The sequence below is a fragment of the Anaerolineales bacterium genome (assembly GCA_016928575.1).
Taxonomy (GTDB): Bacteria; Chloroflexota; Anaerolineae; order Anaerolineales; family RBG-16-64-43; genus JAFGKK01.
Genome location: JAFGKK010000003.1, coordinates 1 through 13,514, shown reverse-complemented (window position 1 = coordinate 13,514; position 13,514 = coordinate 1). Strand labels below are relative to the sequence as shown.

Sequence of the window (13,514 nt, the reverse complement as noted above, 5' to 3'; positions counted from 1 at the left end):
GAGGTGGGGTTCGTTCATGGAATAGAACACCTTGGACTCGGCCGGGATTCGTTTTTCGATCAACCTTTTTGCAGTGGAGTCATTAATTGTCAGAATGGAAAGAACATCATCCACGAAGGGTACGAAGGAGCATGGAGTAAAAGCCCTGAGGTCCCTCCGCGATTCTCCGCGCTCTCCGTGGATATTTATTGTCAGAATGGAAAGAACATCATCCGCGGAGGGCACGGAGGAACACGGATAAAACCTCTGAGATCCTTCCGTGAGCTTCCGCGTATTCCGCAGAGTGGCTAATTCCCCTCCCCCTGCACCCGCCGGATAAAACCGGCCATCTGGCGGATGGATTGATTCGCCTCCGGAACGAAAGGAGCGGCCGCCTGGAATACGTGCCACATTCCTTCCCAGACGGCCAACTCCGCACTGCCGCCCGCCGCGCGCACCCGCTCGGCCAGGCGCACCGAATCGTCGAGCAGGATCTCATCCCCGCCCACGTGCAGGAGGATCGGCGGCAGACCGCGCAGATCCCCGTAGAGCGGCGAGATCAGGGGATTGCGGGGATCCTCGGAACGGACGTAATCCGTCCGAACGGAAACCGCCAGGGGGGCGTCCTTTCCCCCGGGGAAAATCGGATTGATGCCCCTTTTCGTGCGCATCGATTCGCCGGTCCAGGCCATATCGGTCACCGGCGAGAGGCATACGGCGGCGGCCGGCAACGGATCCCCCGCCGCCTTCAATGCCAGCATCAAGGCCAGGGTCAGATTGCCTCCGGCGGAATCTCCAGCGACGACGATCCGTCCGGGTCCGAAGCCGCTTTGCATCAGGCCGCGGCAGGCGGCGAGGGAATCATCCAAGGCGGCCGGAAAGGGATGTTCCGGCGCCAGGCGGTAATCCGGCAAGAAGGCGCGGGTCCCGGCCGTGCGCGCCAAAAGGGCGACGATTCCGCGGTGGGTGGCGGGGGAGCAGAAGAGAAATCCGCCGCCGTGAATATAAAGCAGGGCGCGGTCGGCCGGGGCACCGTCGGGGAGAAGCCACTCTCCGGGCACTCCGCCGACCGCCGCCGGCCTGACGGCGACCCCGCGCGGGACGGGGAGCAGCCGTGCGCCGGCTTCGGTCCTCCGGCGGATTTCGGGGATGCTGACCCCGGACATGCTCATAAAGCCCGTACGACGGATGAAAAACCGGACGATGCGGCTGCGCAGGCTGGGCACGGGATTTCTTTTCCGCGGCGGGGAAGACCCTACCAAAGAAAATCCACGGCCTTCAGAAAGGCCCGCGCCAGAATCATGTGGCCGACGGCGTTGACATGAACGCGGTCGTCCGCCAATTCGTCGGCCGCGGCGTCCATCAGCGCCGCGTCGAACGCGGCTTGCGTATCCACCAGCACAGCCCGATTTTTTTTGGCCAGCGCCCGGACCACGTTCCCGTAGCGGTCCATCATCGCGCGCATCGGGACGTCGCGGTTGGCCTCGACGAAATACGGCGTCATCAGGACCAGCCCTTTCAACTGCGGCCGGGTTTCGCGGATCAGCCGCTCGAGGGTCGTTTCGTATTCCTCCAAGCTGATCTGCCGCGCGGGAGGGTATCCGAGGTCGAATTGGCTCCAAACGTCGTTGATCCCGATCAGGACCGACAGCCAATCCGGATGCAGATCCAGCACATGGCGCTTCCAACGCTCGGCCAGATCCCGGACGGTATTGCCGCCGATGCCCGTATTCCAGATTCGCAGGCGGTGAGCCGGATAGGCGGCGGCGATCAGGGTGTCGACGTAATGGACATAGCCGCTGCCGAGCAGGCCGTCGGCCTCATCGGCCAGCGGCTGTTCCCGTCCCCATTCGGTAATGGAATCGCCGATCATCACCAGCGAGCTGCCGGGCGAAATTTTCATGGGGGTCCGTCCTTTCCATGGGCAGGGATCACGCGGCGGAGGCGTTCCCGGATTCCCGCTTCCGGCGCCAATCGCCGCGCAGGCGGGCGGCGTCCGCCTCCCGGAGGATTCCGGGGTCGATGAACTTCTCCATCTCCCGCAGTTTGCGGTCGACGGCTTCCGCCGACAAAATTTCGCGCGAATAGGAAACGGCTTGGTCGAGGAGCGGACGGTAGGCGCCGGGATTCGCCGCCGGCTCCCCCCAGGATACGCGGCCCCGGCGCAATTCGAACGCGATGCCCGTTTCCCTCGCCTTGCGATCCAGAACCCCCTCGAACGCGGCTCCCACCCCCGCGCCGGCCGCTCGGGCGACAAGGACATACAGCAATTCGATCATGATTCCGCAATACGATCGCAGGGGATCCTCCCCGCCGGAGAAGCGGCGGCGGACTTCCCGTTCGCGGGTTCTTTCCGCAAGCCGGCCAAGAAGCAGATCCTCCCGGCCCGTTTCCGGCGCGGCAGAGGACTCTTCAGGAAGGATCAGGATGTCGTATCCCGGCAAGTGCGACGGATCGCTGGAAACCACCACCCGCAACCGGTACTTGCGGCGGAAAAGGCCGAGAAGAACCGTGTAATCATCGCTGAGGCCGGTTTTGGATGCCTTGTGCAGCGCCGCGCGTTCATACCCGCCCGCCAGGCCGACCAGCTTGCCGAAGGATACGCCGACCCCCTCTCCCGGCCCCCTCATCCCAAGCATACGCGCCAGGGCGGGATCGAGGAACACGACCCGGCCGTCCTTATCCGCCATCAGCAGGAAATCCTTCCCTTGCTCGGGCAGGAAGGATCGGATCTCCACGCCCGTCCCGGGGTCCGGGAGGCGCAAGCGGAGGAACAACCCGATGTTCCAGACGGCGTACGCGGCGATGTAGAGGAGGTCGAAGGCGGCGCTCAGCGCGTTCAGACGGCCGCCGGGGTAGTAGAGCCCATGCCACTCGGCATAGCCGAACAGCAGATCGGAAACCGCATGCAGGAGAATCCCCGCGGCGATCACGCCCCACGAAAGCGCCAAATCCCCGCCGAAAAAGACAAACACCAGCGCCAGGGCGAACGACAACACAACAATATCGCCGAGCGAATACGCGACGGAGACCGCCGCCTGGAGCGCCGGTCCGGAGGATGGATCGGCGAAGACCGGAAGCATGATCGCGGCCGCCAGGACGACCGCCAATCCGGTCAGGATGCCGCCCAGCCACAGCCTTCCCGAACGCGGGATCGTCGCCCGCAACAACGAATACTGATATGCGATGGAGAAGCCCAGCGGCAGGTATCCGATCAGCCAAAAGAGGTCGGCAGCGGACGGGACGGGGACTTCTCCTCCCGTCCCGGCATACAGCCCGGCCCAAACCCCCTCGGCGAGGGACCAGCAGGCCAGTCCGAGGGTCATCGCCCCCCAGATCTTCGCCCCGGCGGCGTCTTTGCGGTGCCGGAAGAAAACCCCGCCGGCCATGACGGCGGCGGCGAGGCTCAGCAGAAGAGGGAGGATGCTGGAAACGAAAGCCGGCGCCGGGTCCGAGGGGGCGAACAATAGCAACAGCGCCGCGGCGGCGACGACCGATCCGCCGATACCCAACGACGTTCGCAGGAGGCGGAGTTCCGCATTCATGCCTGGGCTTCGCGGGCATTCCATCGCCCGGCGGCCATCACTCCCTCGATCCTCGCGGGTTGAGGATTACCCCGCACCCGCTCTTGCGCCCACCCTCGCGCTTGCCCTTGCGTTTGCCCTCGCGCCTGCCCTGGCGCCTGCCCTCGCGCCTGCCCTCGCGAAGCGGGGGAAGCGGGGGAAGCGGGGGGCAGGCCGATCGGTAGTTCATTATATATCCGATTCGCGGATATGCTTCGCGACTCCGGCCGAAAAAAGGCAGGGGTTATCCTTCGATGCATTCCAATTTAAAAAGCACCGGCCGCAATCCGTCCGTGCAGGAAACGATTTTCACTTGCGGATCGCCCGCGTGTTTGCCTTGGATGATGGAACGCATATCCGCCCAAGCCCAGGGGCAAAGCCCTTCCGGCGGAGACCACTCGCTATCGGTGACGAAAACCCGGCCGACTTCCAACAGGCCGCACGGACCGGGAGGTCCGGCGGGACATTGCCGGTAGAGATCCTCATGAAAGTCCTTGCGGATGACGGTGATTTTGCATTTCTTTCCGGGCATGGTTCCCTCTTCCATTCCCTCCCTCCTCCAAATCCACGGCGCGCCTGCGGATGCGGGAAGGGGCGGGAGGGATTTACTTTTTGCGGACGGCATCCCGCAACGCGCGCCAACCGACCACCCGAAGGCCGGATCGCTTGAGGAAGCCGCGCAGGGAGGAGCTGGTAAAAGCCCGGTAGTCGGCCACCCGGCACTTCCAATCTCCCGTAAAGGCGCGCAACTCGGGGGTGTCGGCGGCGGGATGGATCACGAAATATGTCAGGCCCGGCGGCAGCCCCGACAATTTCCGTCGGGCTTCGCCGATCCGGTCGTCGGCGCGGTCCAGCGGCATCATCTCAAAGCGGTCAAAGACGGGCCATCCGCGCGATTCCAGAATCCCGGTCCAGCGTCCGTACGCCTCGGCCTTTTTCACCTCCGCCCCGGCGGCTTTCCCGTCGAGGCGCTCGGCGCGGAGAAACAAGGAAGGAAGCCCTCGGCGCGCCGGTTCCTGCAGGTAGGCCGGAAGAAATTTCGGGGCCCAGGCGGTCAGGCAGTGGGAATCCACGTGGGTCAGATCGATGCCGGATGCCTGCGCATAATCCATTTGCGCCTTAAGCTCCGCCAGCACGGACGCCGGCTTGCCGCGCGCATAGAGGATCTCCGCTTTCTGGTGGAAGAAACCGCTCCCGTCCACCAGCCCGGAGGCCGGGTCGCGAGTCGAAAACGGACGGCTGCGGCTGACCTCCGACTCGCTGGTCAGCGTGAAGTGCAATCCCATGTCGATCTCGGGATGCGAACGGCAGAAGGCGGCCGCGGCCGGGAACCACGGTGCGGCGGCCATCGCCGACATCGAGGAGACGATCCCGGCGCCCATCAAGCCCTCCATGGCGGCGACGCTCGCGTGGCACAGGCCGATGTCGTCGGCGTGAATGACCACTACGCGGTCCGTATCCGAGAAACCAAGTTTGCGTAGAAAGGGGTTGGGCTGCATGGCATCTCCTCATTCCCGGCCTCTCCCTAAACCCGCAATACACGAGTGTGGACCGGGGTTAAGAGTCCTTTTCCACCACCAGCGTGCATTTGGCGACCAGCGCGGCGATTGCGCCGATCGCCGCCAACTGCGGCGCCACAATCGCCCCGACCACGCCCAGCGTGACCGGAAACTCGATCAGCGTTTTCCCGGCGTCGTCCTTGATCAGGATCCGGCGGATGTTGCCCTCATGCAGAAGCTCTTTAATCTTCGTGAGCAGCGCATCGCCGCTCATCACGAATTCTTCGGTGCGGGTTTGGTGATCGGACATTGGATCTCCTTTCGGTTCGGACAACAGCAACGAAAAGAAACCGGTCAGTTGGAGGACGGACGCGCCCGGTCCCGCCGCCCCCTACAGCCAGTCAGCGGCTCCCGCCCGCCCCTCGTCCTCGCTCCGCTTCCTCCGCGAGCGGCCGCGCCGCCGCAAAGCCCATCTCCGCCGGGCTGGGAAGGAGATGCCATTCGCCATTCAAGGCCAGGACGACGAAGACAAACAGCGCGGCGATGAACAGCATCTGCCGCATGGCATGAATCCCCACCGGCGCCCTCCCCGGGGAGAGCACGGCGCCAGGAAACGGCGTCATTCTACCCGAAATGCCGGCCGACGATGAGTTGCCCTGGGGCCGCCGGATCACGACCAACTACACCTGGTTCGGGATCTCCGCCGTTGCGTCCAGGCCGCCCCGCGCCGCAAGGATTTCGACGACCCGGCGGTGGACATCCTCCGGGACCAGAATGGTGAAGGAATAGGCCCGCGCCCGGACATATCCGACGGCCGTGGCCACCGGTATCCGCTCCGTTCATTTCCAGCGGTCGCGGACACACTCCGCACGGAAGCCCAGAGCCCCGAAAGGCTCCACAATCTCCCGAGTGCCGCTTGCGCCCTGGGCAGGGATCGGATGTCCCATATCCGCGCACAATTCCTTTTGGCTTTCCTTGTACTACGGGATCTCCATGCCCGTACCGGTATCCATCAGCATCACGGCCACCGCCCGCCGGACGACACGCAAGAGCTCCTCAGCAGCCGGCTTTCACGGACGGGAAAAAATAAAAAGATGCACCGCCACAGCCAGATCAAACCGGCCGTCGGGGAACGGAAGGCGGACGGAATCGGCCCACGCGTACGCCAGCTGAGGCGGCGCGGGCAGGCCCCGCAATCGAGCGCGCTGCACCGCGGGCATTTCCCGTGATGCTATCGCCGCGCGCCGCCAAGGGAAGCGCAATCCATCCGGTGCCGATGCCGAATTCGAAAACCTCCCGACACGACCGGATCGGGAACCGCTCCGGGAGGCGGTCTTGGGCGAAAATCAAACCACGCTTCGTCGAAGCACCGGGCTTCGTCGTAGAGCGCGGTCAAACCGTCGAAAGAAAGCGATCCCGATCCGTCCATGTTCGGCCGGATCGATCGCCGGATACGGCCAAGCTTCCGCGGTCCAGGGCTCGGCGGACGCCGCGGGCATGGATGATTCCACCGTCGGCGCGCCAGCCGTTTCCGCAATCCGCGGGGTTGCGGCCGGTGCGAGTGTAAGAAAAAGGGGGGGGCAGGCGAATATTGCGGGGAGTAAAACGGCAAGCATCAGCGACTGGGAAGTCTTAAAAATGCGATTCCGAGTCGACATGGGCCCGCCTTGGAGGCTGAGGCTGATGCGACCGGCGAAGATCGTCCATTCGGCGGAGGTTAAATACGATCTCCCTTGGCGCCGGCGAGGGAAAAGGGAATTGCCGGCGGCGCCGCGCAGGATAGTGGTTTCCTGAAAAATTAATCGGCGCCGGACATCCCGCCTGATCGGATCCCTTCAGACGGGCTCCTTGCGGCACACAATCAGCATGTGTTCACTCATCCCGACCACCGCGGGATGGGCGCAGGTGAGAAAGTGCGTCTGCAGCCAGACTCGCCAGCGCTTCGGATGCCTGGCCAGCGCGTTCACCGCCCGGTACTGGCGCGAGCTGAGCCCCTCCAAGCCGATCATTTCCAGGATCCGCACACCCTTGCCCGTGAAAGCCTGCTCCAGCTCCTCCGGCAGGAAGAAATGGCAGGCCGTGAAACCGCACATTCCCGGGTAATCGCCGGTGTCGCGCGCGACCTTAAAAAACGGCATCTCGATTTCGTGAGGGAACAACGCCAACTCGATCAGCTGAACGCTCAGGCGGCTCATCACCGAGACGAACAGCGGCGCGCGTTTCTTCGCCACGCGGATCAGTTCCTTCACCGCCCGGCCGCGCCGCCGTGCATCCAGGACGTGCGACAACGGGCCGCCGGTGCAGATCACCGCATCGAATGTGCCGTCCGCGAACCCCGAAAGGTCGGTAATCGAACCCTCGACGATCCCCTCCACCCGGTTTTGCACGCCGGCGGCGCGGATCCTGCGCCGGGCGAAGGCCAGATTGGCGGGCGCGAGATCCAGGAGAGTCATCCGGTAACCGCGCCTGGCCAATTCGATCGTATACCGCCCCGGGCCGCCGCCGGCATCGAGAATCCGCCCACTTTTCGGAAGAAATTTCTTCAGATAGTGCATGGTGGTTTCGAATTCCAGCCGGAAGTAGGGGCCGCGGACCAGCCGGTTCCATTCCTTGCGCACCGTCTCGGTGTAATATTTTTTCACCCGGATGGAATACATGGCTCCTCCTTCGAATCGGACGGATTCTACTTGTTCCTGTTGTGGGCGGTGGGTTCGGGACGAGAACTCGGGAAGCCATCCACCCGCCAAACTATCCCATCCCACCCCTCCTACCCTCCCCCCAAAAGCACTTCCCCCCATTCCTTCGGAATGGGGGGACTGCAGGGGAAAGAGCAGGTTCCAAGTGGACGCAAGAAGCCTCCCGTCCTCCCTCCCCCGCCTCCGTTCCCCCTTGTTAGGAAGACCACCTAACGGGGCAGGATTCCTCATTGGGCCAGAGGGGGCGGAAGCGGATCTCGAATTGGAATTCCGCAGGATCAAATACCGGCGAGTTGATCCCGCATGGATGATAGGGCATAATGCAGCAAGCGGCGGATTCCGGCCTTGGACCGCACACACCTGCCGATGCAGACGGCGGGATTGAATTCCATCCGGCGGAGGCCGAGTGCCGGCCAGACCCGCGCCGCGCATCCGGCCTTCACCCGCCGTTCATTCGTCCGATCCGCTTACGGCATTGCCCCTTGCTCTGCAAACCCGCCGAGGGGCGCAACCCACAGCATTATGGAGGAGCAGCATGACGACATTCCTGGAAAACCTCGCCGACGGCGCTATCGACCTGTTGCCGACAATATTGGAAGCCCTGTTGATCCTCGGCGCCAGCATCGTTCTGGCCCGCCTGGCCGGAAACCTGCTCTCCAAGGTGTTGAAACGGCAGAAGGCCGATCCGGAAATCACCCTGCTGCTGACCCGCCTGGCGCGTTGGAGCATCTTCGCCGTCGGGCTGATCACCGCCCTGCAGCGCTTCTTCGACGTGACCGCGTTCCTGGCCGGCCTGGGGATCCTCGGATTCACGGTCGGTTTCGCGCTGCAGAACATCATGCAGAATTTCGTCGCCGGCGTCATCCTGCTGATCCAACAGCCGTTCAACGTGTCCGACGCGATCGAGGTCGCGGATTACAGCGGGTCGGTCCTGGCGATCAACATGCGCACGACCGAAATGCGCACCTGGGACGGCCGGATCGTCATCATCCCCAATTCGGACGTGCTCTCGCACACGATCACGAATTTCACCCGGGCGAAAGACCGGAGGATCGACGTACCGGTCGGCATCGCCTACGACAGCGATCCCGAGCAGGCCCGCCGGACGATCCTCGAAGCGATACGCTCCATCCCCGGCCTGCTGGCGGACCCCGCGCCCTCCGTCGTATTCAGCGCTTTCGGCGACTCGGCTTTTCATCTGACCCTTTATTTCTGGCTCGACATGGAAAAAGGGGATTTCATTGCCGCCAGAGATATGGCCTTCACCAAGATAAAAGCAGCCCTTGAACAAGCCGGGATCGAGATGCCCTTCCCGACCCAAACGGTGCTCCTGCAGCAAAAGCAGGATTAGGATTTCATCGGCCCGCCACAGCGCCGGGTTTCCTTCCGGCACAGTCCATCACAAGGCTGTCCATTTTTACCAAAGCGCACCAAGTGATCTTCATGCCCGCGCCAGCCCTTGCGAAGCATGGCGGCTTCTAAAACCACGCAAGCCGCCATGTATGCACAGCGAGGGTGTATCTAGCGGGCGTCCAGTTCTTTCCACCCCTGGATTCCCGCTAAAACCACGCGGGAATGACGATCCAACGAATGCAGGGCATCAGCCAAAAAAGCCGTCCTTGCCCATTTTTTCAACAGCTCCTTGGAAAGCGATGCCCCCGCGGATTTCGAGCGGGGGCATCATATTCCAGCGCCGGGATTCATCCCGGTTCGGATGGAAAAACGAGCAACCTTCCAGAGATACCTCCTACGGCCGCAGCGTGCCGGCCCAGATCTGCCAGGCGAGCGCCGTCTTGGCCAGCAGGCTCAGGACGATGTAGATCCGCTCGCCGAAGAGGTAATCCTTCCACGGCCCGACCTTCTTATATTGCAGGAACATGTTGACCGCGAAGATGTTGAAGAAGACAAAGATGGTCGGGACAATGGCGTAGACAAACGCCGGCGGCTTGGCGTCGGAGGATCCGAGCGCCCCGTAGAACGAAAGGAAGATGACGATCCAGGGGACGATCCCGGCGATGCAGCCGTAGATGAACGAGGTCCAATCGGTCTTCGGCGTGGTCTGGTTGTGCAGTTCCATCAGGATCCCGAACAGGTTCATCATCGCGTTGATGCCGAAGATCAGGATCAGCGCGCCCAGGTCCGTCATCCCCACCAGCATCCCGATCAGGACGATCATCAGCGAGGAGGAGAGCGCGTACTCGTAGAACCGCGCCGGGTTCATGCCCTGCTTAAGCTTGGCCACGTACCAGCGGTACCCGACGGTGGAGAGGAAGAAGTGGGCGACGGCCGAGATCAGCAGGAAGACCGCCACCGCCGGCCCAAAGCGCACCTCGAAGGCCTGGGTGGGATTGGGGGTCAGGGTCTTCGAAACCGTATCGAACTTGAGGAAGTTGGTGAACACCGGGTAAGCGGTGTCGTTGCTGATCGCCCACATGAAGACGCCCTGGACGAGGTGCAGACAGCCCATGACGGCGTTGAAAATCCGCAGGCCGGTGTAGGTCCGCTCCGACGCCGCCGCCACCGGAAGTACGGCGGCGGCCTTGGCCGCGGCTTTGGGAACGGCGGCGACCGCCCGTTTGACGGCCTTGACCTTGGCTTTCGCGGCAGCTTTCTTCTTTGCCATGATTTCCTCCTTTTTTTTGGACGCTCCCCGCTCCGGGGAGGCCCCTCCGTTTGTCTGCTCGATCCCGAATCACCAACCGAGAATATAGGAAAACCCGCCCCGGCGCAACCCGCAACCGGCTTCCGCCGACGGCCCGAAGGAGCGGGGGGCGGCGATCGGGGAGCGCGGGTGATAGGAAAGGAGCAAGGGCGGTACGGTCAGAGCACCAGGATGACGCCGAAGACGATCTCCACCGCCAGGCTGATGACGTTGGATTGCACCACCGAGCGGTCGAGGACCATCGAGACGGCGCGGACCGCTCCGATCGCCAGGTATGCAATTCCCAGCATCTGGTAGACCTGCGGCACGGCGAGGATGAACGGCGCGAGCCCCAAGCCGATAAACAAGCCGCCCAACACGGCTCGGATTTCGGTGATCCCGCGCGGGCCGGTCGCCTCGAGCCCGGTAAAGCCTTTGATCGCACGCGGCTTGACCAGGGAGATCAGGCCGGTGGCGACCGTCGCCAGCGCGGCGACGATTTTCAGAATCTGCAGGATGTCCATAGTTTTCCCTCCGCCTCAAGCGCGTTTCCCGTACCAGAATTTTTTCCAATCCCCGCCGCTGGATTGCAGGGCGAGGAAGGTGTAGAGCGCGCCGGTCCAGAACCCCAGCACCATCATGAGGATGACCCAGGCGACCGACGGGAGCCACGCCTTCTCGCGGAAGACGATCCAGCACGAGAACAGCGCGAACCCGACGTAGAGATCGACCAACGAGACGATCCCCCACGGATTGGCGAGGATTATCGCGCCGTCGGCGGCGAAATCGCCGGCGGCGAAGCCGTAGATCAGGACCGCGGTCATCGCCAGCAGGCCGAGCAGGGCGATTGCTTTGGCAAGGTTCATGGATTCTCCTTTCCTAACCAGGACCAGCCGGATTACAGAAAGTCGGACACGCCGTATCCTATCCACGGAGAGCACGGAGAGGCACGGAGACAATTACCCGGATCAGATTGCAGATCCCGCTCCCGATGCGCCTCGTTGAGCTCCGGCCTGCCGGGATCGTCACCCCCGAGTGGTTTTATCGGGGGTCCAGCGTCGTTTTGTCAACTTGAGTGTGAAGACCCTCAATGCCCCCCCAGAGCACCCACGCTGAAAAGCACGCCGAGGGCAGGTGCGTGCAAGACGATCACAACCAGCTTGTCGCATCTATGCTCGATCCCCGCGCTTCTTCGGCGGGCCCGGGATAAACGCGTTGGTCCGCTCGATGTACTCCTTGTACCCGGGCCGCGTCTCCATCGACTTCTCCAGCAGCGCCACACCCGACACGCGCCTCAGCAGGTAGGTCATGATCAGCGGGCTGAAGAGCGTCCACCAGCCGCCGGCGCAGGCTCCGATCAGGTAGAAAGCCCACCACTGGGCGGAATCGCCGAAGTAGTTCGGGTGGCGGGTGTAGCGCCAGACGCCAGTATCCAAAACCTTGCCCCGGTTGGCGGGGTCGGCCCGGAAGCGCGCGAGCTGCGCGTCGCCGACGGCCTCGAAGAAGAACCCGACCGCCCAGAAGAGGACCGCCACCGCGTCAATCACCGTCAGCCGGTCCGGCAGGGGGCCGAAATGCGCCGTCAGAAGCGGGGCCGAGATGATCCAGAGCAACACGCCCTGCAGCAGGAACACCTGGAAGAAACTTCGCCACCACCAGCGCGGGCCGTTTTCCTCGCGCCATTTGCGGTAGCGGAAATCCTCCCCTTTGCCCCAGTTGCGCAGCAGGATGTGAATCGAGAGTCGCAAACCCCAGACGGTGACCAGGATTCCGATCAGCAGTTGCCGCGGCAGGTATCCATCGGGGGAAAGTGCGAAATACACCCAATTGACGAGGACAAACCCCGCGCCCCAGAAGATGTCGACGATGCTGGAATTCTTCAGCGCCAGGCTGAGGAGCCACAGCGCGGTCATGCTCCCCAGCACGACCAACAACCCGATTCCGTACGCGGAAAGCAGGTCCATCATTCCCTCCCCGTCAGGCTTTAGAGATGCAGGCGAAGCCGATCACGCCCGGGCCGATGTGGGTGCCGATCACCGGATTGATCTCCTCCATCCAGATCTCGCCGGAAGGCAGGAGGTTGCGCACCTCGTCGAGCAATTCCTTGGCCCGCTCGGAGGCGGCCGATTGCAGGATGGCGGCCTTCTCGAACGGCCCGTGCTCCAAGAGCAGTTCGATCAGCCGCTTCATCGCCCCGCTGCGGGTGCGGACGCGCTCGGCGGTGGGCTCACCGTCGTACATTTTCAGGAACGGTTTGACCTGCAGGATCGTCCCGATAGTAGCCAGGGCGAAATTCATCCGCCCGCTGCGGCGCAGGAATTCAAGCGTATCCAGGGCGGCGAAAACGTGCGTCCGGGCAATCTGCTTTTCCAGCTCGGCGAGAATCTCCGCCATCGTCCGCCCCTGCGCGGCCAATTCCGCGGCCCTCAGCACCTCGAAGCCCATCCCCAGGCTGAGCTGGCGCGAATCGAAGACCGTCACCGGCAGCGCCGTGGTTTCCTTGGCCGCCTCGCGGGCGACGTTGACCATCCCGCTGAGCTTCTCGGAGATGTGGATCGAGAGGATCTCCGTCGCGCCCTCGGCGGCCAGGCGTTCGTATTCGCGGCGGAAAAGCTCCGGGCTGGGGACGGCGGTGGTGGCCGCGGGCTGGAAGGAGGGCAGGCGCTCGTAAAACTCGGCCCGCGAAAGGTCCACGCCGTCCAGGTAGGAGCGGCCGCCGGCTTGGATATAGAGGGGGACGACGCCGATCCCGTACTCGCGGACGGCCTTTTGCGGCAGATCGCAGGTGCTGTCGGTGACGATGCGGATAGTCATGGGAGCCTCCTAAATGATTGGATGCCTGAGAATCCGTTCGGTGACAGACTCCGTCTTCTACGCCCCCCAATAATACACGGAAATATAAAAAAACGCCTGCGCGAAAACGGTAAACCGGAGCAGGGCATCCGAATTCGAGGGGCGGGCCGGGAAGAGGGGGAATCAGGCGGGTGGAATGCGCGGAGGACGGCGGAGGGAACCCCGTCAGCGGGCGGCCGCGCCGCTGACAAAGAATGCGATCAGCGCGTTGAGGAGGATCGAAGCGTAATAGCAGACTCCGATCCCCGGCCGGCGGTCCTTTTCCGGATCCGCGACGACGACG

General features: G+C 63.4%; 16 protein-coding genes. 1 reads left to right on the top strand and 15 read right to left on the bottom strand.

The features are described from left to right. Window positions 1-287: 287 nt before the first annotated feature. From JW929_00665 to JW929_00620, 10 genes are all read right to left on the bottom strand, one after another. The gene (locus JW929_00665; GenBank protein MBN1437895.1) at window positions 288-1,205 is read right to left on the bottom strand and encodes an alpha/beta hydrolase; all 918 of its coding nucleotides are present in this window, start codon (window positions 1,203-1,205) and stop codon (window positions 288-290) included. A gap of 29 nt (window positions 1,206-1,234) precedes the next feature. After that, window positions 1,235-1,882 carry an SGNH/GDSL hydrolase family protein gene (locus JW929_00660; protein ID MBN1437894.1) on the bottom strand — a complete coding sequence of 216 codons (648 nt, stop codon included), beginning with the start codon at window positions 1,880-1,882 and terminating at the stop codon, window positions 1,235-1,237. A gap of 28 nt (window positions 1,883-1,910) precedes the next feature. Next, the gene (locus JW929_00655; GenBank protein ID MBN1437893.1) at window positions 1,911-3,524 is read right to left on the bottom strand and encodes a hypothetical protein; all 1,614 of its coding nucleotides are present in this window, start codon (window positions 3,522-3,524) and stop codon (window positions 1,911-1,913) included. A gap of 37 nt (window positions 3,525-3,561) precedes the next feature. After that, a complete protein-coding gene (locus tag JW929_00650) occupies window positions 3,562-3,732 on the bottom strand; it encodes a hypothetical protein (protein ID MBN1437892.1) in 171 nt (56 codons plus the stop codon). A 54-nt stretch (window positions 3,733-3,786) separates the two neighbouring features. Then, entirely contained in the window at window positions 3,787-4,089 is a 303-nt protein-coding gene (locus tag JW929_00645) for a TIGR04076 family protein (protein MBN1437891.1), read from the bottom strand. Window positions 4,090-4,147: 58 nt separating this feature from the next. Further along, window positions 4,148-5,041, bottom strand: coding sequence for a ChbG/HpnK family deacetylase (locus JW929_00640; protein MBN1437890.1), 894 nt, complete (start codon window positions 5,039-5,041; stop codon window positions 4,148-4,150). A gap of 58 nt (window positions 5,042-5,099) precedes the next feature. Beyond that, on the bottom strand, window positions 5,100-5,351 hold the full coding sequence (locus JW929_00635; protein MBN1437889.1) for a DUF4342 domain-containing protein: 252 nt from the start codon (window positions 5,349-5,351) through the stop codon (window positions 5,100-5,102). A gap of 91 nt (window positions 5,352-5,442) precedes the next feature. Further along, window positions 5,443-5,664, bottom strand: a complete 222-nt coding sequence (locus JW929_00630) for a hypothetical protein (protein ID MBN1437888.1) — start codon at window positions 5,662-5,664, stop codon at window positions 5,443-5,445. A gap of 57 nt (window positions 5,665-5,721) precedes the next feature. Next, the gene (locus JW929_00625) at window positions 5,722-5,865 is read right to left on the bottom strand and encodes a hypothetical protein (GenBank protein ID MBN1437887.1); all 144 of its coding nucleotides are present in this window, start codon (window positions 5,863-5,865) and stop codon (window positions 5,722-5,724) included. Between the two features lie 1,011 nt (window positions 5,866-6,876). Beyond that, complete coding sequence (locus JW929_00620) at window positions 6,877-7,698, bottom strand: methyltransferase domain-containing protein (GenBank protein ID MBN1437886.1); 822 nt, start codon at window positions 7,696-7,698, stop codon at window positions 6,877-6,879. A gap of 574 nt (window positions 7,699-8,272) precedes the next feature. On the opposite strand from JW929_00620, the gene JW929_00615 reads away from it, so the two are divergent. Continuing rightward, window positions 8,273-9,088, top strand: a complete 816-nt coding sequence (locus JW929_00615) for a mechanosensitive ion channel (protein MBN1437885.1) — start codon at window positions 8,273-8,275, stop codon at window positions 9,086-9,088. A 396-nt stretch (window positions 9,089-9,484) separates the two neighbouring features. Here the strand turns inward: JW929_00615 and heR are convergent, their stop codons facing one another. From heR to JW929_00590, 5 genes are all read right to left on the bottom strand, one after another. Beyond that, window positions 9,485-10,360, bottom strand: coding sequence for a heliorhodopsin HeR (gene heR / locus JW929_00610; GenBank protein MBN1437884.1), 876 nt, complete (start codon window positions 10,358-10,360; stop codon window positions 9,485-9,487). A gap of 197 nt (window positions 10,361-10,557) precedes the next feature. Further along, window positions 10,558-10,902, bottom strand: coding sequence for a DUF4345 family protein (locus tag JW929_00605; GenBank protein MBN1437883.1), 345 nt, complete (start codon window positions 10,900-10,902; stop codon window positions 10,558-10,560). A gap of 15 nt (window positions 10,903-10,917) precedes the next feature. After that, window positions 10,918-11,244, bottom strand: coding sequence for a DUF1475 family protein (locus JW929_00600; protein ID MBN1437882.1), 327 nt, complete (start codon window positions 11,242-11,244; stop codon window positions 10,918-10,920). Window positions 11,245-11,547: 303 nt separating this feature from the next. Next, the gene (locus tag JW929_00595) at window positions 11,548-12,342 is read right to left on the bottom strand and encodes a DUF1295 domain-containing protein (GenBank protein ID MBN1437881.1); all 795 of its coding nucleotides are present in this window, start codon (window positions 12,340-12,342) and stop codon (window positions 11,548-11,550) included. A gap of 13 nt (window positions 12,343-12,355) precedes the next feature. Beyond that, the gene (locus tag JW929_00590; GenBank protein ID MBN1437880.1) at window positions 12,356-13,192 is read right to left on the bottom strand and encodes a DegV family protein; all 837 of its coding nucleotides are present in this window, start codon (window positions 13,190-13,192) and stop codon (window positions 12,356-12,358) included. Window positions 13,193-13,514 lie beyond the last annotated feature (322 nt).

What these genes read in the sequence shown, in the direction of transcription:
- JW929_00645 (MBN1437891.1), bottom strand. Translation starts at nt 4,089, where the DNA reads ATGGAAGAGGGAACCATGCCCGGAAAGAAATGCAAAATCACCGTCATC.
- JW929_00640 (MBN1437890.1), bottom strand. Translation starts at nt 5,041, where the DNA reads ATGCAGCCCAACCCCTTTCTACGCAAACTTGGTTTCTCGGATACGGAC.
- JW929_00655 (MBN1437893.1), bottom strand. Translation starts at nt 3,524, where the DNA reads ATGAATGCGGAACTCCGCCTCCTGCGAACGTCGTTGGGTATCGGCGGA.
- JW929_00615 (MBN1437885.1), top strand. Translation starts at nt 8,273, where the DNA reads ATGACGACATTCCTGGAAAACCTCGCCGACGGCGCTATCGACCTGTTG.
- heR (MBN1437884.1), bottom strand. Translation starts at nt 10,360, where the DNA reads ATGGCAAAGAAGAAAGCTGCCGCGAAAGCCAAGGTCAAGGCCGTCAAA.
- JW929_00660 (MBN1437894.1), bottom strand. Translation starts at nt 1,882, where the DNA reads ATGAAAATTTCGCCCGGCAGCTCGCTGGTGATGATCGGCGATTCCATT.
- JW929_00620 (MBN1437886.1), bottom strand. Translation starts at nt 7,698, where the DNA reads ATGTATTCCATCCGGGTGAAAAAATATTACACCGAGACGGTGCGCAAG.
- JW929_00600 (MBN1437882.1), bottom strand. Translation starts at nt 11,244, where the DNA reads ATGAACCTTGCCAAAGCAATCGCCCTGCTCGGCCTGCTGGCGATGACC.
- JW929_00635 (MBN1437889.1), bottom strand. Translation starts at nt 5,351, where the DNA reads ATGTCCGATCACCAAACCCGCACCGAAGAATTCGTGATGAGCGGCGAT.
- JW929_00590 (MBN1437880.1), bottom strand. Translation starts at nt 13,192, where the DNA reads ATGACTATCCGCATCGTCACCGACAGCACCTGCGATCTGCCGCAAAAG.
- JW929_00630 (MBN1437888.1), bottom strand. Translation starts at nt 5,664, where the DNA reads ATGACGCCGTTTCCTGGCGCCGTGCTCTCCCCGGGGAGGGCGCCGGTG.
- JW929_00650 (MBN1437892.1), bottom strand. Translation starts at nt 3,732, where the DNA reads ATGAACTACCGATCGGCCTGCCCCCCGCTTCCCCCGCTTCCCCCGCTT.
- JW929_00605 (MBN1437883.1), bottom strand. Translation starts at nt 10,902, where the DNA reads ATGGACATCCTGCAGATTCTGAAAATCGTCGCCGCGCTGGCGACGGTC.
- JW929_00595 (MBN1437881.1), bottom strand. Translation starts at nt 12,342, where the DNA reads ATGGACCTGCTTTCCGCGTACGGAATCGGGTTGTTGGTCGTGCTGGGG.